Origin of the sequence: Micromonospora sp. GCM10011541 (assembly GCF_042650725.1) — a bacterium.
Classification (GTDB): Bacteria; Actinomycetota; Actinomycetes; order Mycobacteriales; family Micromonosporaceae; genus Micromonospora; species Micromonospora sicca.
Genome location: NZ_JBHSBP010000031.1, coordinates 64,713 through 88,033 on the forward strand (window position 1 = coordinate 64,713; position 23,321 = coordinate 88,033).

Sequence of the window (23,321 nt, forward strand, 5' to 3'; positions counted from 1 at the left end):
ATGTGACCATTCGGTCACCTATTCTGGCTCCTGTGAGCGACGACGACCTGGTGTTCAAGGCGCTCGCCGATCCGACGCGACGTGCCCTGCTCGATCGCCTCTTCGTCCGCGACGGCCAGACGTTGACGGAGTTGGAGGCCGAGCTGGCGATGACGCGTTTCGGTGTCATGAAGCACCTGCGCCTGCTCGAGGACGCCGGTCTCGTGGTCACTCGACGGCGGGGCCGGGAGAAGCTGCATTTCCTCAACCCGGTGCCGATCAGGTTGATCCATGACCGGTGGATCGACAAGTACACCGAGGGCCACGCCGCGGCGCTGTTGGACCTCAAGGCTGAGCTCGAACGCGACGAACCGGAGGAGAACCGATGACCACCACGACGACGGCCGGGACCACGAAGGTCTACCGGGTGTACATCAAGGCCACACCCCAAGCGATCTGGGACGCGATCACCAAGCCCGAGTGGACCCAGAAGTACGGCTACCAGGGCATCGCCGAATACGACCTGCGGCCGGGCGGTCGGTACCGGGCCCTCGCCATCGAGGAGCACCAGCAGGCGGGCATGCCGGAGGTGCCGGTCGAGGGCGAGGTGGTCGAGGTGGACCCGCCGTTCAAGCTGGTTCAGACCTGGCGGCCCACCTGGCTGGACGAGCCGGCCACTCGGCTGACATACGAGATCGCCGAGCAGCACAACGGTGTCACCTCGCTCACCGTGACCCATGAGCTGGCCGGCGCGCCACAGACCCTGGCCCAGGTCAACGGCGAGATCGAAAGCGCCGGTGGCGGCTGGGCGGAGGTCCTCAGCGACCTGAAGTCACTGCTGGAAACCGGCCGCTCCCTCTACGCCTGACCCTGCGACGACGGAAGGAGCAGGGGATGCGGCGAGCGGTACGTACTCTGACCCGACGGCTGACTCTGACGGCCGCCCTGGTAGCCGCCGGTGGCATGGCCGTTCCCCCGGTCGCCGCCAGCGCGGCGTCGACGACGGCATCGGGTCGGCGCACCATCACCGGGACCATCGACGGCACCGACTTCCGGGTGGAACTGCCGCAGAGCTGGAACGGCACACTCGTGCTGTACAGCCACGGGTACCTCCCGGAAGGCTTCCCGTCGTTCGCGATCGGGCTGACGAACAGGGCGCCGGACCGGTCCGAGACCGAGGCATGGCTGCTCGACCACGGGTACGCCCTGGCCGCATCCCAGTTCGCCGACGAGGGCTTCGGCTACGCGGTCGAACGCGGATTGCACGACCAGATCGCGCTACTGGACTGGTTCGACGCCAACGTGGGCGCGCCGCAGCACACAGTCGCCACCGCGCAGTCGATGGGCGCGGGGATCGCGACCCAACTCGCCGAGCGTCACCCGCAGCGGTTCGCCGGGGTGGCGACGATGTGCGGCGCATACGACACCCATGCCACTTTCAACTCCGGGCTGGACGTACTGTTCGCGATCCGCACCCTGCTCGCGCCGGACCAGGACATCGACCTGGTACACCCGGAAGACCCGACCGGCAGCGCCCGGGCCCTCACCGACGCGATCCAGCAGGCGCTCATCACCAAGCTCGGGCAGGCGCGGCTGGCGCTGGCCGCCGCGCTGAGCAACGTCACCGGCTGGTACTCCGCGCACGAGCCACGACCAACCGACCCGGTCGAGCAGATCCACAACCAGGCCGAGTGGCTGCAGTACGCGTACACCCTGGGCTTCGGTCCGCCGGGACGGCTGGACCTGGAGCGGCGGGCCGGCGGCAACCCGTCCTCCAACGTCGGCGTCGACTACCGGCGTCAACTAACCCGATCCGCCCAGACCACCCAGGTCGAGCAGGCGTACCGGACGGCCGGGCTCAACCTGCGGGCAGACCTGGACCGGCTCGCCGCCGCACCTCGGATCGCCGCCGACCCGGCTGCGGTCGACTACATGCACCACATCGCCGTCCCACAGGGCCGCACCCCGGTGCCGGTGCTCACCATGCACACCCTCGGCGACGGAGGCGCGCCGCCACACCAGGAACGCTGGTACGCCGAGCAGGTCCGTCGTGCCGGGAACCCCGACATGCTGCGCCAGCTCTACGTCAACCGGGGTGGGCACTGCTCCTTCAGCGCGGCGGAGGAGATCGCCATGCTCCGCACCCTGTTCACCCGCATCCACACCGGTCGCTGGCCGGACATCAGTCCCCGACCCCTGAACCAGACCGCCCGTGGGCTCGGCGACCCGTACCAACTCGTCCTGGACCTTGGACGCACCTTCACCGACGCGCCCATGCCACCGGCATTCACCACGTACGCCCCACCCCGGCAGGGCGATTGCGTAGTCGATCGGCGGGCGCCCTGAGCTGGTGATGTGCGTAGTGACTGGCCTGTGTGGAGGCCGGAAGAGCGGGTGAGATCGCGTCGGTGATCATGGAGTTCTCTACGCTTCACGACACCCCGAGGACCTCACCCGCCGATGTCATCATGCCCGATCCCCGCACTGTCCGCCGTCGCCGGCGGCACCCCTGACACATCACCACCTGCGGTCACCGAGAGCGAGTGCGCGGGGTTGATGCAGGCCCTGTCGGCGGTCCCGGATCCCCGCGACCCGCGTGGGGTGCGGTATCCGCTGTCGGGTCTCCTCGCGGTCGCGGTCTGCGCGGTCCTGGCGGGGGCATCGTCGTTCGCCGCGATCACCGACTGGCTGCACGATCTGGACGCCCAAGCCCGCGACCGGCTCGGGTTCGATCATGGGGTGCCGGTGGGCACGACGGTGTGGCGGCTGCTGACTCGCCTGGACGACGGGCTGCTGTCCACCGTCCTGGCCGGTTGGCTGACCGCCCGCGCCCAGCCGGTGACCACGCCCCAGCCACGCCGGTATCGGACGGTGATCGCCGTGGACGGGAAAACCCTTCGAGGCGCCCGCCGCAGCGACGGCGGCCAGGTCCACCTGCTCTCCGCGCTGGACACCAGCACCGGCATCGTCCTGGCCCAGGTCACCGTGAGCGCGAAGAGCAATGAGATCCCCGCGTTCGCGCCGCTACTCGACGCGGTCGAGACCGTGTTGGGCACCCTGACCGGCCTGCTGTTCATCGCCGACGCGCTGCACACCCAGACCGCCCACGCCGACGAGATCGCCGCCCGCGGCGCCCACCTGATGATCCCCACGAAAGGCAACCAGCCCACCCTGTTCGCCCAGCTCAAAGCCCTACCCTGGCCCGACGTCCCACTCGGCGACCGCCGCCGCGACACCGGGCACGGCCGCCGCGAGACCCGCACGGTCAAAGCCATCACCGTGCACACCCCCGGCGGAATCAGGTTCCCCCACGCGCAGCAGGCCATCCGGATCATCCGGACCCGCACCACCGGCGGGAAGACCAGCCGCGAGACCACCTACTTCACCGTGTCTCTACCCGCCGAGCAGGCCCAACCCGCCGACCTGCAGGACTGGGCCCGCCGCGAATGGCACATCGAGAACCGCGTCCACCACGTCCGGGACGTCACGTTCCGTGAAGACCTCCACCAGGCCCGCACCGGCACCGGACCCGCCGTCCTGGCCACCCTGCGCAACACCTCGATCGGCTACCACCGCACCAACGGCGAGGCCAACATCGCCCGCGCCACCCGACGCGCCAACCGCCGCCCACACGACCTCATCACCGCCGTGACCAGCACCTATCCGACAACGCAATGACCCTGCCCACCCCGGCCCCTGCGGCCGTCGCGATTGCCACCGACTTGATGCAAAAGAACCCGTAGGCCGTGCCACCGGGTTTGCAGTGGCACGGCCCGTACGCCCGAATGGGCCTGACTCTGTGAACGGCCTACGACAGCCCGAAGCCCGGCCATGCCGGGGTGATCGCTAGTGCGCTGACCAAGAAGGTTCACCGTGTTGGTGACACGCCGGGTGGGGTGCTCCGCCTGATTCGTTCCTGTCACATCTCGCCGAGCTATTCGGTCTAATAGGTGTAACTCAGCAGATCGAGTACCTCGCCGGAAAGGCCGCCCCCGCATGAAGACCATCGTTCTCGTCCACGGCTTCTGGGTGACCTCGCGCAGCTGGGAACACTGGATCGACCGCTACCAGCGGGCCGGCTACCACGTCATCGCGCCCGCCTACCCGGGGTTCGAGGTGGAGGTCGAGGCACTCAACGCCGACCCGACGCCGATCGGGGAGGTGACGGCCCCGGCGATCATCTCGCACCTGGAGTCGGTGGTCGGCGCCCTCGACGAGCCGCCGATCATCATCGGCCACTCCGCGGGCGGTGCGTTCACGCAGGTCCTGCTGGACCACGGATTCGGCGCCGCGGGCGTGGCGCTCAACTCCGCGGCGACCGAGGGCGTGCTCGTCACGCCGCTGTCCCAGATCAAGTCGACGTTCCCGGTGCTGAAGAACCCGGCGAACCGGCACAAGGCCGTCGGCCTGACGCCCGAGCAGTGGAAGTACACGTTCGCCAACACCTTCACCGAGGAAGAGTCCCTCGAACTCTACCAGCGGTACCACATCCCGGCATCCGGGCGGATCCTCTGGAACAGCGTGCTGGCGAACTTCCAGCCCGGCCCGCAGGACATCCACGTCGACTACCACAACGACAACCGGGCGCCGCTGCTGTTCGTCTCCGGCAGCGAGGACCACCTCATGCCGCCGAGCGTGCAGCGGTCCAACGCCAAGCACTACAAGTCGTCGAAGACCATCACCGAGATCAAGGAATACGAAGGCATGGCGCACCTGCTGCCCGCGCAAAAGGGGTGGGAGGAGGTCGCCGACCACGTCCTGGCCTGGGCCGTGGAGCACGCCGGCTGGCCGGCCGCGACCGGCGCCTGAAGGACGTCCGCGTCACGCACATCGGCGGGCCGACGGTCCTGATCGAGGTACACGGGTGGCGCCTGCTCACTGATCCGACGTTCGACGCCCCCGGCCGGAGGTACTCCTTCGGCTGGGGCTCGATGCGGTCGAGCTTGGCGTCCTTGTCCGGGTCGCGGGACTCCTTCCATGTGCGGGTGCGCTGGAAGGAGACGTCGTGGTGGCGCAAGATCTGCCGCAGCCGTTCCCGACCGATGACCACGCGTCGGAGCCGGTTGGTGGCCAGGTAGTCGGCGAGCTTGCGCACGCTCCAATGCGTAAGGCGTGGCCGTCGCGACGATGAACTGCTGTTGATCATCTTCGGTGATCAGGCGGGGACGGCCTCCCGCCCACTGAAGGTCCGGCACGTATTGGGCAACTTGATCTGTTGTGCAGGTGGGCGATGCCGGTCAATGTGCGGGCAGCGCGGCGATAGTCGCACAGAATCTTCCAGCACTTGAAGCAGCGGAGGCCATCACTCGACAGCGGCGTCGTGGGCGTTGATCCTGATTGCGGGACGTTCCAAAGGGTAAACAACGAAGATATCGCTATGAAGCCTCTCTTTCGAGCCCGGCCCGCGATGACCGAAACGACCCACCGGGCGACCTCGTTTGAGATCTTCTTCGACCTGGTGTTTATCTTCGCGCTCACCCGAATCACTACATTCATGGGGCACCCACCGACACCCCTCACCTTGGCGCAGGGGTTCATCCTTCTGCTGTTGCTCTGGATCGCGTGGACCAACTACACCTGGCTGGGTAACCAGGCCCGCGCCGACATCGGCCTGATTCGTGGCGGCTCAACTGTCGCCATGGCCGCAGTCTTCCTGATCGCCCTGGTCATACCCGACGCGTGGCAGCGCGGTGCTGGATTCGTGCCCACGCCTCTGACCCTGGCCCTGGCCTACATCGTCCTCACGGCAATGCACCTGGCTCTCTACTTCTACGCGGCGACCGGAGACCGGAGACTGCGTATGACGGTGACCCTGTACGCGACCACCACGAGCCTCGCCTGGATACCCCTCATCCTCGGCGCCGTGTTCAACGGCACCGCGCAAACCCTGCTCTGGGCAGCGGCGTTCGTCATCAACTACGCCGGCGGCTTCCTCGCCTCCACCCTCAGCGGATGGCGCCTACGCACTCCCAGCCACTTCACCGAACGGCACGGCCTGGTATTGATCATCGCGTTCGGCGAGTCCCTGGTCTCCACAGGATTCGGGGCCGGGCCGGCGGTGGCGCGCGAGCCGGTAATGGCGGCGGCGCTGCTTGCATTCATCACAGCGGTTTGCCTGTGGTGGCTCTACTTCAAGAACTCTGCGGTAACCGCTGGCGAAGCATTGGCGAGGATGCCCACCGGACGGCGCGATCGAGTAGCCACCAACGCGTACAGCTTGGCGCACTTTCCGATGATCGCCGGAGTCATCTACCTTGCGCTCGGCATCGAGCAGGTCTTAGAAGATCTTGCCCACAACCAGGCCCGCCACGTCGCCGGGACGCCGCTGGGCTGGACCTCGACCGTCGCGCTGTACGGCGGGGCGATCCTCTACCTCATTGGCCGAGCGATGTTCCTCCGATTCGCTGCCGGGTTCATCCCGCTCGTACAGCTCGTTGCGCTTGGCGCGTTGCTGCTGCTGTTGCCCACCGCCCGCATCCTGCCCTCCTTACCCGCGCTCGGCCTGCTCACCGCCTCGCTCGTCGCACTGGTCTTCTACGAGAGGTTTAGCGGCGGCGAACAAGACCTGACCGCAGACGAAACGGCAGACGTCTGAGTGCGGGCAGCGCGGCGGTAGTCGCGCAGAATCTTCCAGCACTTGAGCCTGGCCGGGGCGTGTTCGACATGTTGGCCAACGGCCAAGTCGATCAGTACGCCGACCGTGACACCGTCGAGGTTCGCCGCGTCGTGCCGATCGTGGTCCACTTCCTCGCCACCACAGATCGATGGCCAGGAGTGAGGTGGCAGGACGGCAACTGGGTGTAGGAACGGGTCGCCGTACAGCCATTCGTGCAGCCAGGACCGCCAGCCAGCGCCGACGCCGCCCGACAGCAGGGAGGGGCTGAGCAGGGGTCCCGCTCCCTACCAGCCCGCCACGGGCCGTGCGCGGTGACTTGACAACCGCCAATGAAACCGGTGCCGCAGGCGGCCTCACGGCGGTTACCGCTCAGTGGGCGTGGCGCGCAGGTCCAGCAGCCCGGCGTCGACGACGGCGCGGCTGAACGAGCGTGCCAGTTCCGCCAGCCGTGCGCAGCCGTCCTCGCCGAGCGCCCGGTAGGCCGGTTCGGCGAGAGCGTCGGTCCGCTCCTCGACCGACCGGCGCAGCTCCCGGCCGGCATCGGTGAGCGCGAGGTCCTCGGCGTCGACGCCGGCGGCGGCCAGCAGACCGCGGGACCGCAGGCCCTCCACCGCCTCGGCCCACTCGTCCCTGGTCCAGCCGCGGCTGCTGCGCAGGAACCGCTCCGGCGCCTCACCGGTCGCGGCGTGCAGCACGAGCGCGTCGAGACCGTTGACACCGGCTACCAGCAGCGCGTTCACGTGCCCGTCGCCGCGATACTCGCGCAGCAGCGTCTGCGCGTGCCACAGCACGAGGTGCGGGTCGTCCGGCCACGGCAGCGCCGCGTGGGCGGCGAACAGCGGGCGCCCGGGCAGCTGCTCGCATGCCGTCTCGGCGGCCCTCCGCGCCAGCCCGGCCGCCTCGGCGATGGCCGCCCCGGTCAGCGCATCGCCTGGCAGGCCCGCGAAGGCCCGGCGCAGCGCCGCGTCCGCGGCGTCGAGACGGGCGCGAAGCACCGTCGCCGGGTCGGCGTGCTGCCATGCGGCGGGCAGCGCCGAGCGCACCAGCGCGGGCTTGAAGTTGAAGAACGTCGCGATGACCGGCTCGGCCGGTACCGGGCCGAACGGGGCCGACCGGGACGCGAAGTAGCCCATCGGGCCGTCCAGGCCGAGCGCGGCATACCGTTGGCGCGCCTCGGGGGCGAAATAGATCATGGCGTGGATCGGCTCTGCGCGGCGCCACGCGGCGCGGGCGAGCGCGGGGTCGAGCGGGGATCGCACCACTGCAACTCCTTCCGTTACTGCCGGACGACGGTCACGCCGCCGTCGACGTCGAGGGTCTGTCCCCCGCGCAGCGCGGGCACGCCACGGCCGTGGCGCACCGCCAGATCGCGTATCTCCAGCACCGGTCAGGGCCTCGCGTCCTGCGCGAACCGCCACCGCAGCTCCCGCTTGAGCACCTTCATGCTCGGCCCGAGCGGGAACTCGCCGACGAACTCCACCCGCCGCGGATACTTGTGGCGGCCCAGGTGCTCGCGCGACCATTCGACGATCTCGTCGGCGGTCACCTCCGCCGCGGGGATGACCACCGCGCACACCTCTTCGCCGTGCGTCGGGTGGGGCACGCCGATCACCGCCACCTGCCCGACGGCCGGGTGGCGCAGCAGCGCCTCCTCGACCTCCCGCGGGTACACGTTGAATCCGCCCCGGATGATGAGGTCCTTCTTCCGGTCGACGATCGTGACGAACCCGGCCTCGTCCCGCGCGCCGAGGTCACCCGTGCGAAACCAGCCGTCCACGATCGCCTCCGCGGTCGCCCGTGGCTGGCCGAGGTAGCCGGCGAAGACGTTGTGCCCGCGGATGACGATCTCGCCGATCTCCCCCGGCGGGAGCAGCTCGACCCGGCGCTCCAGGTCGGCCCGGGCCACCTCGACGTCGACACCCCAGATGTGGCAGCCGACGGTACCGGGGCGCGCGCCGAAGGTGGGCTGGTTGGTGGTCGCGACGGGGGAGGTCTCGGACAGGCCGTAGCCCTCGTAGACCGTCGTCGCGAACATCTGCGCGACCTCCTCCAGCAGACTGACCGGAAGCGACGCGCCGCCGGAGACGCACAGCCGTAACGACGGGCGCGGCGCACCCCGGCGGGCCGCGTCGACCAGCGCGGCGTACATCGTGGGCACGCCGAGGAACGCCGTCACGGCCTGCGCGACCATCAGCTCCAGCGCCCGGGCCGGATCGAAGCGCGGCTGGAGCACGAGCGTGGCGGCGGCGCGGAAGGTGGTGTTCATCGCGGCGGTCTGCCCGAAGCTGTGGAACAACGGCAGGCAGCCGAGGATCACGTCATCGCGGCGCACCCCGAGGTCGTCGAAGGCGTTGACGGTGGCGTTCATCGTCAGGTTGAGGTGGGTCAGGACGGCGCCCTTCGGCCGGCCCGTGGTGCCGCTGGTGTAGAGCACGACGGCCGCGTCGTCCGGCGCGGTCGGCACCAGCCCAGGTCGCGGCGCCAGGCTTGCGGCCGTCGCGACCAGCGAATCCGGATCGGCCGGGTCCAGCGGGACCGCCGGTACCCCGGCCAGCTCCGCCGCCTTCACGGCCGTCGCCGGGTCGCCGCCGCCGTGCACCACCACGCGGGCCCCGCTGTCGCGCAGGACGAACGCCACCTCCTCGGCGGTCAACAGCAGGTGGATCGGCACCACGACCGCGCCGAGCGAGAGGATCGCGTAATAGGCGCGCGGGAAGTCCGGCACGTTCGCGGCCATGAGCGCGACCCGGTCACCGCGGCGTACCCCCCGCTCGGCCAGCGCCGCGGCGTAGCCCCGGGCCTGCGCCCACAGCTGCGCGTACGTGACGCGTTCGTCGCCGCAGATGATCGCGGGATGCTCCGGTCGGCGCCGGGCGCTCTCTGCCAGGACGGATGCCAGCGACAGTTGGGCCATGGTGCGGGGTTCCTCGCTGTCGAAGGGACGGGCGGCGTCGCGGACCGGACGCGGACGGGTGCACTGATCGAAGACCGGCGGGCAGGCGAAATCAAAGACGAGCCCTCACCCGCCCCATAGGCGTCGGCTATGGCTGGTGCACACGGCGCCGCGACGACCGGGTCACGGATCGCCGACGGCGTGGCGGGTCTCCTCGGGTCGGCGCAGCAGTTCCAGCAGGGCCCGGGCCGCCGGCGACAGCCTCCCGGGCCGGTGGACCACCGCGAACCGGCAGGCCATCGGCGAGTCCAGCGCCCGCACGACCGCTCCGCCGCGGGCCGCCTCGTCGGCGTACCACCGGGTCAGGAAGGCGGTGCCGGCCCCGGCGAGGACCATCGGTACGACGGCCTCGCTGTGCCGGGTCACCGTCGCGCGACGCATCCGCACGCCGGCCGAGGCGAGCGCGGCCAGTACCGTCGCGCGAAGCGCACCGTGCCCCTCGATGTCGATCACCGGGGTGTCGTGGAGCGCCCGCACCGGTAGCGGCCCGTCGGGGGCGGGGGTGCCGGGCGGCAGCACCGCCCACACCTGCTGGGAGCCCAGCGCCGAGACCGGCAGCCCGAGATCGGGTACCGGTAGGTACGTCAGGGCCAGCTCGCAGCTTCCGTCGCGCACCAGCCGGGCCAGTTCCTCGTCGTCGCGGGGCTCCCGCACGCCCACTGAGATGCCTGGGGAGCGGCGCCGCAGGGTGGCGAGCGCCGGGGTGAGGGGGTCGACGGTCAGCGCGGCGTGCGCGGCGATGTCGAGCCGTCCGGCACGCAGACCCACCACCTCCGCGACGGCGGCCCGGGCGGCGGTGGCGTCGCAGAGGACCTGCCGAGCCGGGGCGACGAGCGCCTCACCGGCGGCGGTGAGGACCAGGCCGCGTCCGGTGCGGTGGAACAACTCGACGCCGAGTTCGCGTTCCAGGCCCCGGATCGCCTGCGACAGGGATGGCTGGGCGATGCAGATGGCCGCGGCCGCGCGGGTGACGCCGCCGTGATCGACGACGGCGAGGAAGTACTCCATCTGGCGCAGGTCGACCATCGCTACCCTGTCCCACAAGCGGCGCGGGCGTGGGCCACGAACGCGCGCGCCGCCGGCGACAGGGGACCGGGCCGGTGCACCAGTCCGTACGCCTGCCGCAGCGGCGGGTCGACGGGGCGTATGACCGCGCCGAGCGAGGCGGCCGCGTGCGCGGTCTCCCGCACCACGAAGGCGGTGCCGGCGCCGCCGAGGACGAGCGGCACGAGCGCTTCCCGGTGCGCCACCTCGACCACGAGCCGGGTGCGGACGCCCTGCTCGCGCAGCGCCCGTTCGACGTGGTCGCGCTGCCAGCTGCCGCGCGGCACCCCGAGAACGTCGGCGCCGTGCAGCCGGGCCAGCGGCACGGCTGCACCCGGGCCGACGTCGGTGCCGGGTGGGAACGCCAGCCACAGCTCCTGGACGCCGAGCTCGACCACGTGTAGCCCCAGGTGCGGCAGGGGCAGGTGCGCCAGGCCCAGCTCACTGTGCCCGTGCCGAACGAGGATGTGCAGGCTGTCGTCGGTCTCCGGCTCGTCGACGCGTACGACGATGTCCGGTTTCGCGCGCCGGAACGAGCCGACCAGGGATGCCCCCGGGTAGGCCGCCAGGACGGGCACGGTGACCAGGTCGAGGGTGTGGCCGGATCGTTCGTGTGACCCTACCGCCTCCCGGGCGGCGGTGATGCCGCGCAGCATCTGCCGGGCCGGGCCGACGAAGGCCCGGCCCGCGTAGGAGAGCAACAGCCCGTGCGAGACCCGGTGGAACAACTCGGCGCCGAGTTCGCGTTCGAGCGCGCGCACCGACTGCGACAGCGTCGGCTGGGCGACGTCGAGTGCCGCGGCCGCCCGGCTGAAGCCGCCGTGCTCGGCCACCGCGAGGAAATAGGAGACCTGCCGGACGTCCAATGTGTCGCTCAGCGGGCGCCGACGATGCGCAGCGCCATCTCGGCGTACTGGGCGGCGACGTACTCGGGGCTCCAGTCGCCGTCGTCGCGGTACCACCGGCCCACGTCGATGCCGAGCGAGAGCAGCGCCGCGCCCGCCATCCGCGGGTCCGGGGTGTCGAAGACCCCGGCGGCGACGCCTGTCTCCACGAGCTGGCGGATCGCCTGCTCGATGCGATGGCGCACGTCGCGGATCTCGGCGAGATGCTCGGGGCTGAGTGCGGCCAGCTCGTAGTTCACGACCCGGGTGGTGGTGTGGTCGCGGGCGTGGGTGACGACGAAGTCGTGGACCACCCGCCGTAGCGCGGTGGCCGGGTCGTCGGATGACGCGATCGCGTCCTGCACGACCCGCAGCACGTGGTCGTGCCCTGACCGTGAGATCAGATAGAGCAGTTCCTCCTTGGATTTGTGGTGCACGTAGAGCGCGGCCGGGCTCAGCCCTGCCGCCGCGGCTATGTCGCGTGTCGTCGTGCCGTGAAAGCCTCGCTCGGCGAACGCACTGACAGCCGCCTCGAGCAGCCGGGCGCGGGTCGCGTCGGCGCGGGACTGCTCTGCGGTGTCGGTCAACGTGCGTCCACCCTTCCTTCCTGAGCCTCGGCGGGCATTGATACCACAGCACCGGACATCAGCCGTCCGGGTCAGACCCGTTGACGGCGGCGGCCATGCTGTCGCACACTTCGTCGAGCTTATCCTAAGCAAGCGCTTAGTAACCCGGGAGGGAATGGCCGTGTCCCGAAGCCCTGTCGAACACCCGTCTGGCATGACCGGTGCGCGCACCACCAGCAGGCCGAGGTTCGCCGGACGGACCGCGATCGTGACCGGCGCCAGCCGGGGGATCGGCCTGGCCATTGCCGAGCGGCTGGTCGCCGACGGCGCCAACGTGGTCCTCACCGCCCGCAAGCAGGACGCGCTGGACCAGGCCGTCGCCCAGTTGGGCCCCGAGCACGCGCTCGGCGTCGCCGGTCACGCCGACGACGCCGACCACCAGGCCGAGGTCGTGGCGCGGGCGGTCGACACCTTCGGCAGCGCCGATCTGCTGGTCAACAACACCGGCATCAACCCGACGTACGGCCCGATGGTCGAGCTGGACCTGGCCGCGGCCCGCAAGATCTTCGAGGTGAACTGCCTGGCCGCGCTGTCGTGGGTGCAGCACGTACATCGGATCTGGATGAAGGAGCACGGCGGCGCGGTGGTCAACGTGTCGTCGGTGGCCGGCGTCCGGCCCGCGCCCGGCATCGGCTTCTACGGCGCCAGCAAGGCGATGCTCACCCAGATCACCCAGCAGCTCGCCGTCGAGCTCGGCCCCGACATCCGGGTGAACGCCGTCGCCCCGGCCGTGGTGAAGACGAAGTTCGCCACCGCCCTCTACGAGGGTCGCGAGGACCAGGTCGCCGCCGCGTACCCGCTCAAGCGGCTCGGTGTAGCCGAGGACGTCGGCGGCGTCGTGGCGTTCCTGCTCTCCGAGGACGCCGCCTGGATCACCGGTCAGCTGCTGCTCGTCGACGGCGGTCTCACCCTCACCGGAGGTGTCTGATGCCGGTACGGGACAAGGGCGTCGTCGTCACCGGCGCCGGCCACGGCATCGGCCGCGCGCTGGCCACGCGACTCGCCGCCGGGGGAGCGCGGGTCGTCGTCAACGACCTCGACGCCGAGGCGGCCATCCGGGTGGCCGAGGAGATCGGCGGCTACGCCGCTCCCGGCGACGCCGCCGGTGAGCAGGGTGTCGCCGCGCTGGTCGAGGCGGCCCGAGGTCACCTGGGCGGCATCGACGTCTGGTTCGGCAACGCCGGAATCGAGCCTGGCCACGGGCTGCGGGCCACCGAGGAGGAGTGGGCCGCCACCCACGAGGTGAACGTCATGGCGCACGTGCGGGCCGCGCGACTGCTGATGCCCGGGTGGGTCGAGCGCGGGACGGGTCGATTCGTCGTGACCGCGTCCGCGGCCGGGCTGCTCACGATGATCGGGAGTGCGGCGTACTCGGTCAGCAAGCACGCCTGCGTCGCGTTCGCCGAGTGGCTGTCGCTGACCTACCGGCACCACGGAGTCGTCGTGCAGGCGATCTGCCCGCAGGGCGTACAGACCCGGATGCTCGACAACGCCGGGCCGCTGCAGGAGTTGCTCAGCCACGACGCGGCGATCACCCCCGAGGACGTCGCCGAGGCGACGTGGCAGGGCCTCCACGGCGACCGGTTCCTGATCCTGCCGCATGCCCGGGTGGCCGAGTACTACGCACACCGCGCCACCGACACCGACCGCTGGTTGAACGGCATGAACAAGCTCCAGCGACGACTCGAGGACCAGGGGGCGCTCCGATGAGGGCATGGCGGGTGGCCGAGCTCGGCGAGCCCCGCGACGTGCTGCGGCTCGTCGACGTGACCGACCCGCAGCCGGGTCCCGGGCAGCTCGTGGTGAAGGTGCTGGCCTGTCCGGCCAACTTCCCCGACGTCCTGATGTGCCGCGGCGAATACCAGGTCAAGCCGGAGCTGCCGTTCACCCCGGGCGTCGAGCTGTGCGGCCGGGTCGTCGCGCTCGGTGCGGGTGTCGACGGGTTCGCCGTCGGCGACCGCGTGCTCGGCGGCGCGGTGCTGCCGTTCGGCGGCTTCGGTCAGCTCGCGCTGATGGATGCGGCGACCACGTTCCCCGCGCCCGCGGCACTCGACGACGCCGAGGCGGCCTCGCTCTACATCGGCTACCAGACCGGCTGGTTCGGCCTGCACCGTCGGGCCGGGCTGCGCGCGGGCGAGACGCTGCTGGTGCACGCGGCGGCCGGCGGCGTCGGCAGCGCCGCCGTCCAGCTGGGCAAGGCAGCCGGCGCCCGGGTGATCGGCGTCGTGGGGGGGCCGGAGAAGGCGGCGGTGGCCCGCGCACTGGGCGCCGACGTGGTCGTGGACCGTCGCCAAGAGGACTTCGTCGAGGTGGTCAAGGCCGAGACCGGCGGCCGGGGCGCCGACGTCGTCTACGACGCGGTCGGCGGCGAGACCTACCAGCGCTCGACCAAGTGCGTCGCCTTCGAGGGCCGGATCCTCGTGGTCGGCTTCGCCGGTGGCCGGATCCAGTCCGCCGCGCTCAACCACGCCCTGGTGAAGAACTACTCCATCGTCGGCCTGCACTGGGGCCTGTACCACCGCCACGACCCGGCAGCCGTCGCCGAATGCCACCGTGCCCTCACCGCGTTGGCCGCCCAGGGCGCCGTACGACCCCTGGTCAGCCAACGCCTCGCGCTCGGCGAGGTGGCCGACGGGGTGCAGGAGCTTGCCGACGGCGTCACCGTCGGCCGGGTGGTGTACGTCTCGTGAGCACCGCCGACCAGGTGCAAGCCGTGATCTTCGACTACGGCGGCGTGCTCACGGGACCGGTCCGGGACTCGATCGCCGCGTGGCTGCACGCCGATGGCATCGACCCGGCGTCGTTCTCGCGCACGCTCAAGGCCTGGCTGTCCAGCGAGGCCCCGGACGGCACCCCCATCCACCGCCTGGAGACCGGGGCGCTGAGCGTCGAGGAGTTCGACGCTCTGCTCGCCGCCGAGCTCACCACCCTCGACGGGCGTGCGGTCGATCCTGTCGGCGTCCTGGTCCGGCTGTTCGCCGGGATGCGCCCCGACCCGGCGATGTTCGCCCTCGCCCACGAGCTGCGGGACGTCGGCGTGCGCGTCGGACTGCTGTCCAACAGTTGGGGCAACACGTACCCGCGCGAGCGGATCGAGGCGCTCTTCGATCCCGTCGTCATTTCCGGTGAGGTCGGTCTGCGCAAGCCGCTCGCCGCGATCTACGCGCTCACCCTGGACCGGCTCGGCCTGCCGGCCGACCGGGTGCTCTTCGTCGACGACGCCGAGCCGAACGTGCTCGGCGCCCGCGCGGTCGGCATGCGGGCGCTGCAGCACACCGACGCCGACACCACCCGGGCCGCGCTCGCCGAGTTGATCCCCGGCCTGTCCCGCCGGCCGCCCACGGCCGCACCCCGTTCTGAACTGCCACATTCCGTACCCGTCGAGGAGTTGACCCCATGACCATCACCCGTACCGCCGTCGTCACCGGCGCGGCCCGCGGCATCGGCGCCGGCGTCGCGAAGCGGCTCGCCCGCGACGGCTTCGCCGTCGCCGTGGTCGACCTGGCTGAAGCGGCGGGCAAGCCGGTCGTCGAGGAGATCGAGGCCGGCGGTGGCCGGGCCCTGGCCGTCGGCGCCGACGTGGCCGACGAACAGGCGGTGCAGGCGGCCGTGGACCGGATCGCCGAGGAGCTGGGCGAACCCACCGTGCTGGTCAACAACGCCGGCATCATCCGGGACAACCTGCTGTTCAAGATGAGCGCCGACGACTGGGACGCGGTCGTGAACGTGCACCTGCGTGGCTCGTTCCTCATGGCCCGCGCCGTGCAGGGCTACATGACCAAAGCCGGTTGGGGACGGATCGTCAACCTGTCCAGCACCTCGGCGCTGGGCAACCGCGGTCAGGCCAACTACGCGGCCGCCAAGGCCGGTCTGCAGGGCTTCACCAAGACGCTCGCCCTGGAACTCGGGAAATTCGGTGTCACGGCCAACGCGATCGCCCCGGGCTTCATCGAAACCGAGATGACCGCCGCCACCGCGGCGCGGGTCGGCATGCCGTTCGAGGACTTCACGAAGGCCGCCGCGGCGCAGATCCCGGTCGCGCGCACCGGCAAGCCGGAGGACATCGCGCATGCCGTGTCGTTCTTCGTCAGCGAGGGCGCCGGTTTCGTGTCCGGCCAGGTGCTGTACGTCGCCGGCGGGCCGAAGGCCTGAGCGGGAAAGGGGAAATGATGAAGGTCTTCCAGGGCATCGAGGAACTGCGGCAGGCTGTCGGCACCCACCTCGGCTTCTCCGACTGGCACACCGTCACCCAGCGGCAGATCGACACGTTCGCCGAGGCGACGGGCGACCACCAGTGGATCCACGTCGACCCGGCCAAGGCGGCGCACGGCCCGTTCGGCAGCACCATCGCGCACGGCTACCTGACGCTGTCGCTGGTGCCGATGCTGGTCTGGCAGGTGTACAAGGTCGAGGGGCTGACCATGGGCGTGAACTACGGCGCCAACAAGCTCCGCTTCCCCTCCCCGGTCCCCGTCGACTCCCAGGTGCGTGCCGGCGTGGAGCTGCTGTCGCTGGTGCCCGGCGGCGGTGGCTACCAGCTGACGGCGAAGGTGACCGTCGAGCTGGCGGGTGCGGAGAAGCCGGCCTGCGTGGTCGAGACCGTCAGCATCCTCGTGCCATGATCGCCTCCGCACCGCTGGACCCGCCGGGCCTCGACCTGGCCCGGCTCTCCGACTGGTTCGCCGCCTCGGTGCCCGGGGCGGCCGGGGATCTGACCGCCCGGCTGATCGCCGGCGGGAAGTCCAACCTCACCTACGAGGTAGGTGACGGGCGGAAGACCTGGATCGTCCGCCGGCCGCCGCTGGGGCATGTGCTGTCCACCGCGCACGACATGGCCCGCGAGTACCGGGTCATGTCGGCGCTGCAGGCCACCGACGTGCCGGTGCCGACCACCTACGCGCTCTGCACCGACGTCGACGTGCTGGGCGCACCGTTCTACGTGATGCAGCGGGTGGCCGGTACGGCGTACCGGCACGCGGCCGAACTCGAGCGGCTCGGCCCGGAACGCACCCGGGTCATCTCGGCCAGGCTGGTCGACACCCTGGCCGCCCTGCACGCGGTCGACCCGGCGGCCGTGGGCCTGGCCGACTTCGGCCGACCCGAGGGCTTCCTTGCTCGGCAGGTGAGCCGTTGGAAGAAGCAGCTCGACGCGTCGTATTGCCGGGACCTGCCGGCCGCCGACGAGCTGCACGCCCGACTGGCGTCCGGCGTGCCCGCCGGGTCGGCACCGGGCATCGTGCACGGCGACTACCGCCTCGACAACGTCCTCACCGACGACCGCGACCGCCTCGCCGCTGTCATCGACTGGGAGATGGCCACGCTCGGCGACCCGTTGACCGACCTGGCGCTGCTGGTGCTCTACCAGCGTCTCGGCCGGCTCGTCGGAACGGCGGTGGCCGACGCCGCGTCCGCGCCCGGCTTCCTGACCGAGGACGAGATCCTCGAGCGGTACGCCGCCCGCAGCACCCGCGCCCTCCCAGGTTTCGGCTTCTACCTCGGCCTGGCGGCCTTCAAGCTGGCCGCGATCCTCGAAGGCATCCACTACCGCCACCTGCGCGGCCAGACCGTCGGCTCCGGCTTCGAACGCCTCGGCGAGGTCACCGCTCTGCTGCTCGACGCGGGCCTGACCTACCTCAAGGAGCAATGATGGACTTCAGCCTGGACCCCAGGACCGAGGGACTGCGCGACAACCTCCTGGACTTCATGGACAGTCACATCTACCCGGCCGAGCACGTCTTCCACGAAGAGCTCGGGCAGCTCGGCAACCGCTGGGCCTGGGACTCGGTGCCCGTGCTCGCGCAGCTGCGCGCCGCGGCGCGCAAGCGAGGACTGTGGAACCTCTTCCTGCCTGGCGAGCACGGCGCGGGCCTGACGAACCTGCAGTACGCCCCGCTCGCGGAGATCACCGGACGGAGCCACCTGGCGCCCGCCGCCCTGAACTGCTCCGCCCCGGACACCGGCAACATGGAGGTGCTGGCGATGTTCGGCACCCAGCGGCAACGGAAGCAGTGGCTGGAGCCGCTGCTGGAAGGTCAGATCCGGTCGTCGTTCGCCATGACCGAGCCGGACGTGGCGTCCTCGGATGCCACGAACATCTCCACCCGCATCGAGCGGGACGGCGACCAGTACGTGATCAACGGGCGCAAGTGGTGGATCACCGGCGCGATGAACCCGAACGCCCGGATCTTCATCGTCATGGGCAAGACCGACCCGAACGCCGAGCGGCATCGCCAGCAGTCCATGGTGCTGGTCCCGCGGGACACCCCCGGCCTGCAGATCAAGCGGGGCATGGAGGTGCTGGGGTACGACGACCACGACCACGGCGGGCACGCCGAGCTGGAGTTCCACGACGTACGCGTGCCGGCCGAGAACCTGATCGGCGCCGACGGCGACGGCTTCGCGATCGCGCAGGCCCGCCTCGGCCCCGGCCGGATCCACCACTGCATGCGCTCCATCGGCGTCGCGGAGCAGGCCGTCGAGCTGATGTGCGCCCGCGCCGAGCAGCGGATCGCGTTCGGCAAGCCACTGGCCGACCAGGGGGTGATCCGGAACTGGATCGCCGAGTCCCGGGTGCGGATCGAGCAGCTGCGCCTGCTGGTGCTCAAGACGGCCTGGTTGATGGACACCGTCGGCAACAAGGGCGCGCACACCGAGATCCAGGCGATCAAGATCGCCACCCCCGCGACCGTGCAGTGGATTCTGGACAAGGCGATCCAGGTCCATGGCGCCGCCGGCCTCTCCCAGGACTTCCCGCTGGCCGGCGCCTACGCCCGCGTCCGCACCCTGCGCTTCGCCGACGGACCCGACGAGGTGCACAAGAACGCTCTGGCGCGCCACGAACTGCGTCGCCAGGCTGCCGCGAGGCAGAACAGCCACGCCTGACCACATCCCGCTGCACGAGGAACAGCGCCGGAGGTGGCCGACTACCTCCCCGCCCACGCCCCGGTTTCCCGACGGGCGGGCGGTGCGGCGACCGGATTGAGCGGGGCTCGGGTAGGACGGTGATTCCGGTGGAATGGGCTGGGCCGGTCCTGGGACTTCGGCTTGTTCGGGTTGCCGACTCCCGGCCAGGGGAGTAGGCAGAAGGCCCACCCGTGTCGATCTGGGGAGACGACATGAGACCTCCGGCCCTCATCACCGCGACCGTCGCTCTGGCCACGCTCGTGGCCGCAACCGGCGTTCCCGCCCAGGCGAAGCCGGCCGAGCCGCCGAAGGAGCCGGTGGCCGTCGGGTACGGGGGCGCCGTGTCCTCAGTGGACGCCACCGCCACGGCGGTCGGGCTGGATGTGCTGCGCCGCGGTGGCAACGCCGTCGACGCGGCGGTCGCCGCGGCGGCGACGCTCGGCGTCACCGAACCCTTCTCGGCCGGTATCGGCGGCGGTGGCTTCTTCGTCTACTACGACGCGAAGACCGGGCGGGTGCACACCATCGACGGCCGCGAGTCGGCACCGGTGTGGATGACCGAGACCAGCTTCATCAACCCGACCACCGGGCAGCCGTACCGGTTCGACGAGGCCCGCATCAGCGGGCTGTCGGTCGGCGTGCCCGGCACCCTGCTCACCTGGCAGGACGCGCTGGACCGCTGGGGCACCCGGTCGCTGGCGCAGATCCTCAAGCCCGCCGCGCGGGTCGCCGAGGACGGCTTCACCGTCGACGAGACCTTCGCCGGCCAGATCGCCGCGAATCAGGCCGCGTTCGGGCAGTTCAGCTCGACCAGTGCGCTGTACCTGCCCGGCGGTCAGCCACCGGCGGCCGGCAGCACCTTCCGCAACCCGGACCTCGCCGAGACGTACCGGCTGATCGCCACGCAGGGCACCGACGTGTTCTACCGGGGCGAGGTCGGCAGCGACGTGGTTGCCACCGTGCAGCACCCGCCGCTGGCGGCGCAGCCGATCGGGTCGTGGCCGTACCCGATCCGCCCGGCCGGGATGACCTCCGACGACCTTGCCGGCTACCGCACCCGCTTCCCCGAGCCGACCCGGTCGGACTACCGCGGCCTCGAGGTGTACGGCATGTCCACCCCGTCGAGCGGCGGCACCGCCGTGGGCGAGGCGCTCAACATCCTCGAGCGGTTCGACCTGCGGTCGATGACCGCCACCCAGGCGATGCACCACTACCTGGAGGCCAGCGCGTTGGCGTTCGCCGACCGCAACCGCTACGTCGGCGACCACACCCCGCAGAACGTGCTCGGCGAACTGCTCAGCGACGCGTACGCCAGGGAACGCGCGTGCCTGATCGATCCCTCGGCGGCGCTGCCCAAGCCGGTCGCACCCGGCGTCCCCGACGGCGCCTACGACGGCTGCTCGGTGGCGACGGTCGCCGACACCCGCGACGATCGCAAGAGCACCACCAACCTGACCGTGGCCGACCGGTGGGGCAACGTGGTGGAGTACACGCTGACCATCGAGGCGACCGGCGGCAACGGGATGGTCGTACCCGGTCGGGGATTCCTGCTCAACAACGAGCTGACCGACTTCAACTTCGCGTCGACCCAGGGCACCGCGCCCGACCCGAACCTGCCGGCGCCGGGCAAGCGCCCGCGCAGTTCCATGTCGCCCACAATCGTGCTGGCCGACGGACGGCCGTTCCTGGCCGTCGGCACGCCCGGCGGCGCGACGATCATCACCACGGTCCTGCAGATGCTGATCAACCGGATCGACCTGGGCATGACCCTGCCGGAGGCGCTGGCGGCGCCGCGGGCATCGCAGCGCAACGGCGGCAGCACTCAGGCCGAGCCGGCGTTCCTCACCGAGTACGCCAACGGCCTCCCCCCGGGCCATGCCTTCTCTCCCACCGCTGAGATCGGCGCCGCGACCGGTATCGAGTTCCTGGAGGACGGCCGGCTGCTCGCCGCGGCCGAGCCGGTACGCCGGGGCGGCGGCGCAGCGGCCGTGGTCGGCCTCTGGGCGCGCCACTGACGGTGGGGACCGCGGCGACGGCTCAGACCCCCAGCTGAGCCGTCTCCCATTGTCGGCATGGTCTCACCTGGCCTGGTGTGACTCCTGCTGACACCGCGTAGTGGCTCTTGACTGGCCCGACATAGCCGTCCCTGTTGACGGTGGACTGCACGCCGAACCCGTCTTGTCCGGGATTCACTACCGCGGGTCTCGGTAAGGTCGTCCGCATGGCTGACGCTGTCGTGATTCCCGGCCTTAGGTTCGGACCGGGTGCACCCCTGCTCATGTATGCCGGCGATGTGGCGGAGCAGCGGGGCGCAGCGGTGCACCGGTACTCGTGGTCCCAGGAGCCTCCGAAGCCTGACGGGCCAGAAATCGAGGGCTGGGTGAGGGGTGAGATCGGTCCGCTGCTCGACACTGTTGGCGGTCGCCCCCTGCTGATCGCCAAGTCGCTCGGCACGAATGCGGCAGCGATCGCCTCGACGAACGCGGCACCTCGTCGACCTGCCCCGCCTGCCACCGCCGGATACCGAAACCCCGCGGACGGACCCTGTCCTGCCCGCACTGCCGCTTCTCCGGCCACCGCGACCTCGTCGCGGCCGCCAGCATCGCCACCCGCACCCCGGGCGGCGGACCCACCACCCCGACAGCCGTCGTGCTGCCGGAGGTAGTCGAGCACCGTCGAGCCGGCCGGCACCTGCCCGGTGCCGGACGGTCCCGACGTGACCCCCGCCGCCCACCCCGGGCGGCGCGAGGATCAGTTGGCCCGCGGAGGCCCGCCCCACCACCCGGTGGGGGGAGTCGCTCGCCCACGAGGCGAGGATCCACAACACCCACCGCAAACCCGGTGAACGTTAGTGGACACCGCACTAGGCACCTGTTGCGCGACGATGAACCCGGGCACTGACGGTTGCGAACGAGCGGGCGCAGGCTTGAGCAGCGAGCAGATGGTGCCGCCGCACCAGCCCATCACCGTGTCTCGTCAGGGTATGGCCGGCGTGTGGCGCCGGTCTAACGGCCTGGTTGAAACAGCTCGATCAGGTTGCCGGAGGGGTCGGCCAGCAGGATCTGACGCCCACCGGGGCCGGAAACCACGTCACCGCGGAACGACAGTCCGGCGCCCCGGTGCCGGTCGATCTCGGCATCCAGATCGTCGACGGTGAGGTGGATGCGGTTGCGGCCGGGAGTCGTGGCGTCCTTGGGCGTCGCGCGGGCGCCTGAGCTGGCGGACCCGGACAGCAGCAGCCGCAGCGGACCGCGGACCACGTCAGCGAAGGCGGGCCCGGCGTTGGTGCTCAGTTGAAAGCCGAGGTGAGTGGTATAGAAGTCGACGGCTGCCTGGACGTCGTCAACCAGGTAGCGGACGCTGGCGTACTGGTCGGGTCCGGTCATGGCTTGAACCTCCTTGACTCATGGGCGGGCGGGTAGTGAGGACGGGTAGCAGATGGCGGATGCGGGTATCGATGTCGGCCGTGGTGCGAATAAAGGCCGGGTAACTGGCCTGGGCGCTGTCGCCGGCCAGGGCGGGGTCAGGGATGCTCCAGTGAATGCGGCGATGGTGATCGTCGAACTCGGGGCAGACCTCGCGGGCCTTGTCGCACAGGGTGATCACGTAGTTGAACCGGCGGCCGGTAAGGGTGTCCAGGTGGCGGGGCCGCTGATCAGCGATGTCGATGCCCCACTGGTCGCGCAGCGCCCGCACGCTGTTGGGATGCACTTGCGGCCTGGGTCGGCTGCCGGCGCTGCTGACCTCCAGCTGTCCGGCGGTGTGGTGGCGTAGCAGGGCTTCGGCGATCGGTGAGCGGGCGCTGTTACCAGTGCATACAAACAGCACGGCGAGGCCGGGCAACCGCCGCTGATGGACCGGCGGGGCCAGCGTGGCGCTGTCCAAGCGCAGGGCCGGGTGCAGGGCGGCGCCGGTGCTGGCCAGCGCTTGGGCGCAGCGGTCCAGATCCAGGTGGTAGTAGCTGTCGCGGCCGTCGAAGCTGCTCTGCGTGGCGGTGACCAGGCCGCCGTTACGCAGCAGCCGCAAATGGTAGGAGACCAGGTTCTGCGGCTGGCCGATCCGCGCGACCAGCTCGCGGACCCGCAGGTCGCTGTCGGCGAGTTCGGTCAGTAGCCGCCACCGCAGCGGGTGGGCGGCCAGCCGTACGAACGCTGGGGCGGCTTGGCTCGACGCAGCCATGAACCGGAGAATACATCAAACTCATTTGATCGACTATCCGGCGGAGAGGTTGGGCGGTTCCGGATCTTGTTCGTCTAGATCGTTAACCGGAAATTCGGTGCAGGTCAGGCCGGGGGGTAACGGGCGACGCGCCGTGT

23 protein-coding genes and 2 pseudogenes are annotated in these 23,321 nt (G+C 70.8%); 17 read left to right on the forward strand and 8 right to left on the reverse strand.

The features are described 5' to 3' along the window. Positions 1-32 precede the first annotated feature (32 nt). The 6 genes and pseudogenes from ACFOYX_RS12915 to ACFOYX_RS12940 all read left to right on the forward strand — a co-directional run. Positions 33-368: a helix-turn-helix transcriptional regulator gene (locus tag ACFOYX_RS12915; RefSeq protein ID WP_109803131.1), complete on the forward strand. Its 336-nt coding sequence runs from the start codon at positions 33-35 to the stop codon at positions 366-368. Then, positions 365-847: an SRPBCC domain-containing protein gene (locus ACFOYX_RS12920; protein WP_109803132.1), complete on the forward strand. Its 483-nt coding sequence runs from the start codon at positions 365-367 to the stop codon at positions 845-847. The genes ACFOYX_RS12915 and ACFOYX_RS12920 overlap by 4 nt, the downstream gene beginning before the upstream one ends. Positions 848-942: 95 nt before the next feature. Next, positions 943-2,325: a hypothetical protein gene (locus ACFOYX_RS12925; protein WP_322442414.1), complete on the forward strand. Its 1,383-nt coding sequence runs from the start codon at positions 943-945 to the stop codon at positions 2,323-2,325. A 255-nt stretch (positions 2,326-2,580) separates the two neighbouring features. Next, complete coding sequence (locus tag ACFOYX_RS12930) at positions 2,581-3,657, forward strand: ISAs1 family transposase (protein WP_322442413.1); 1,077 nt, start codon at positions 2,581-2,583, stop codon at positions 3,655-3,657. Between the two features lie 318 nt (positions 3,658-3,975). Continuing rightward, positions 3,976-4,788 (forward strand): alpha/beta hydrolase, encoded by an 813-nt coding sequence (locus ACFOYX_RS12935; protein WP_109803136.1) that lies wholly within the window; start codon positions 3,976-3,978, stop codon positions 4,786-4,788. Continuing rightward, a pseudogene (locus ACFOYX_RS12940) lies at positions 4,764-4,901 on the forward strand (MBL fold metallo-hydrolase); the annotation flags it as partial. The gene ACFOYX_RS12935 and the pseudogene ACFOYX_RS12940, both read left to right, overlap by 25 nt. A 5-nt stretch (positions 4,902-4,906) precedes the next feature. On the opposite strand, the pseudogene ACFOYX_RS12945 reads toward ACFOYX_RS12940, so the two are convergent. Continuing rightward, positions 4,907-5,168 (reverse strand): annotated as a pseudogene (locus tag ACFOYX_RS12945) (IS630 family transposase); the annotation flags it as partial. Between the two features lie 218 nt (positions 5,169-5,386). Here ACFOYX_RS12945 and ACFOYX_RS12950 point away from each other — a divergent pair. Beyond that, positions 5,387-6,574: a low temperature requirement protein A gene (locus tag ACFOYX_RS12950; RefSeq protein WP_322442412.1), complete on the forward strand. Its 1,188-nt coding sequence runs from the start codon at positions 5,387-5,389 to the stop codon at positions 6,572-6,574. A gap of 383 nt (positions 6,575-6,957) precedes the next feature. On the opposite strand, the gene ACFOYX_RS12955 is transcribed toward ACFOYX_RS12950, so the two are convergent. From ACFOYX_RS12955 to ACFOYX_RS12975, 5 genes are all read right to left on the reverse strand, one after another. Further along, entirely contained in the window at positions 6,958-7,854 is an 897-nt protein-coding gene (locus ACFOYX_RS12955) for a hypothetical protein (protein ID WP_322442411.1), read from the reverse strand. 128 nt (positions 7,855-7,982) lie between these two features. After that, positions 7,983-9,509, reverse strand: coding sequence for a long-chain fatty acid--CoA ligase (locus ACFOYX_RS12960; RefSeq protein WP_322442410.1), 1,527 nt, complete (start codon positions 9,507-9,509; stop codon positions 7,983-7,985). Between the two features lie 162 nt (positions 9,510-9,671). Then, positions 9,672-10,574 carry a LysR family transcriptional regulator gene (locus ACFOYX_RS12965; protein WP_109800372.1) on the reverse strand — a complete coding sequence of 301 codons (903 nt, stop codon included), beginning with the start codon at positions 10,572-10,574 and terminating at the stop codon, positions 9,672-9,674. Between the two features lie 2 nt (positions 10,575-10,576). Next, positions 10,577-11,458 (reverse strand): LysR family transcriptional regulator, encoded by an 882-nt coding sequence (locus tag ACFOYX_RS12970; RefSeq protein ID WP_322442409.1) that lies wholly within the window; start codon positions 11,456-11,458, stop codon positions 10,577-10,579. A gap of 8 nt (positions 11,459-11,466) precedes the next feature. Continuing rightward, positions 11,467-12,063: a TetR family transcriptional regulator gene (locus ACFOYX_RS12975; RefSeq protein WP_322442408.1), complete on the reverse strand. Its 597-nt coding sequence runs from the start codon at positions 12,061-12,063 to the stop codon at positions 11,467-11,469. Between the two features lie 193 nt (positions 12,064-12,256). Here ACFOYX_RS12975 and ACFOYX_RS12980 point away from each other — a divergent pair, with 193 nt between their 5' ends. The 10 genes from ACFOYX_RS12980 (at position 12,257) to ACFOYX_RS13025 (ending at position 21,906) form a co-directional block, all read left to right on the forward strand. After that, complete coding sequence (locus ACFOYX_RS12980) at positions 12,257-13,030, forward strand: SDR family oxidoreductase (protein WP_109800375.1); 774 nt, start codon at positions 12,257-12,259, stop codon at positions 13,028-13,030. Next, positions 13,030-13,812: an SDR family oxidoreductase gene (locus tag ACFOYX_RS12985; protein ID WP_322442407.1), complete on the forward strand. Its 783-nt coding sequence runs from the start codon at positions 13,030-13,032 to the stop codon at positions 13,810-13,812. Before ACFOYX_RS12980 ends, ACFOYX_RS12985 begins: the two co-directional genes overlap by 1 nt. Then, positions 13,809-14,792 (forward strand): NADPH:quinone oxidoreductase family protein, encoded by a 984-nt coding sequence (locus ACFOYX_RS12990; protein WP_322442406.1) that lies wholly within the window; start codon positions 13,809-13,811, stop codon positions 14,790-14,792. The genes ACFOYX_RS12985 and ACFOYX_RS12990 overlap by 4 nt, the downstream gene beginning before the upstream one ends. Beyond that, positions 14,789-15,502 (forward strand): HAD family phosphatase, encoded by a 714-nt coding sequence (locus tag ACFOYX_RS12995; RefSeq protein WP_322442405.1) that lies wholly within the window; start codon positions 14,789-14,791, stop codon positions 15,500-15,502. Before ACFOYX_RS12990 ends, ACFOYX_RS12995 begins: the two co-directional genes overlap by 4 nt. Then, a complete protein-coding gene (gene fabG / locus ACFOYX_RS13000) occupies positions 15,499-16,254 on the forward strand; it encodes a 3-oxoacyl-ACP reductase FabG (protein WP_322442404.1) in 756 nt (251 codons plus the stop codon). The genes ACFOYX_RS12995 and fabG overlap by 4 nt, the downstream gene beginning before the upstream one ends. Before the next feature lie 17 nt (positions 16,255-16,271). After that, positions 16,272-16,724, forward strand: a complete 453-nt coding sequence (locus ACFOYX_RS13005) for a MaoC family dehydratase (RefSeq protein WP_109800400.1) — start codon at positions 16,272-16,274, stop codon at positions 16,722-16,724. Then, positions 16,721-17,749 (forward strand): phosphotransferase family protein, encoded by a 1,029-nt coding sequence (locus ACFOYX_RS13010; protein WP_322442403.1) that lies wholly within the window; start codon positions 16,721-16,723, stop codon positions 17,747-17,749. Before ACFOYX_RS13005 ends, ACFOYX_RS13010 begins: the two co-directional genes overlap by 4 nt. Next, complete coding sequence (locus tag ACFOYX_RS13015) at positions 17,749-18,984, forward strand: acyl-CoA dehydrogenase family protein (RefSeq protein WP_322442402.1); 1,236 nt, start codon at positions 17,749-17,751, stop codon at positions 18,982-18,984. Before ACFOYX_RS13010 ends, ACFOYX_RS13015 begins: the two co-directional genes overlap by 1 nt. 233 nt (positions 18,985-19,217) lie before the next feature. Then, a complete protein-coding gene (gene ggt / locus ACFOYX_RS13020; protein WP_322442401.1) occupies positions 19,218-21,020 on the forward strand; it encodes a gamma-glutamyltransferase in 1,803 nt (600 codons plus the stop codon). Between the two features lie 505 nt (positions 21,021-21,525). Then, positions 21,526-21,906, forward strand: a complete 381-nt coding sequence (locus tag ACFOYX_RS13025; RefSeq protein ID WP_369292982.1) for a hypothetical protein — start codon at positions 21,526-21,528, stop codon at positions 21,904-21,906. 104 nt (positions 21,907-22,010) lie between these two features. Here ACFOYX_RS13025 and ACFOYX_RS13030 read toward each other — a convergent pair whose 3' ends face one another. Further along, on the reverse strand, positions 22,011-22,391 hold the full coding sequence (locus ACFOYX_RS13030; protein WP_322442400.1) for a VOC family protein: 381 nt from the start codon (positions 22,389-22,391) through the stop codon (positions 22,011-22,013). Continuing rightward, on the reverse strand, positions 22,348-23,184 hold the full coding sequence (locus ACFOYX_RS13035) for an ArsR family transcriptional regulator (RefSeq protein ID WP_322442399.1): 837 nt from the start codon (positions 23,182-23,184) through the stop codon (positions 22,348-22,350). Before ACFOYX_RS13035 ends, ACFOYX_RS13030 begins: the two co-directional genes overlap by 44 nt. Positions 23,185-23,321: the final 137 nt, after the last annotated feature.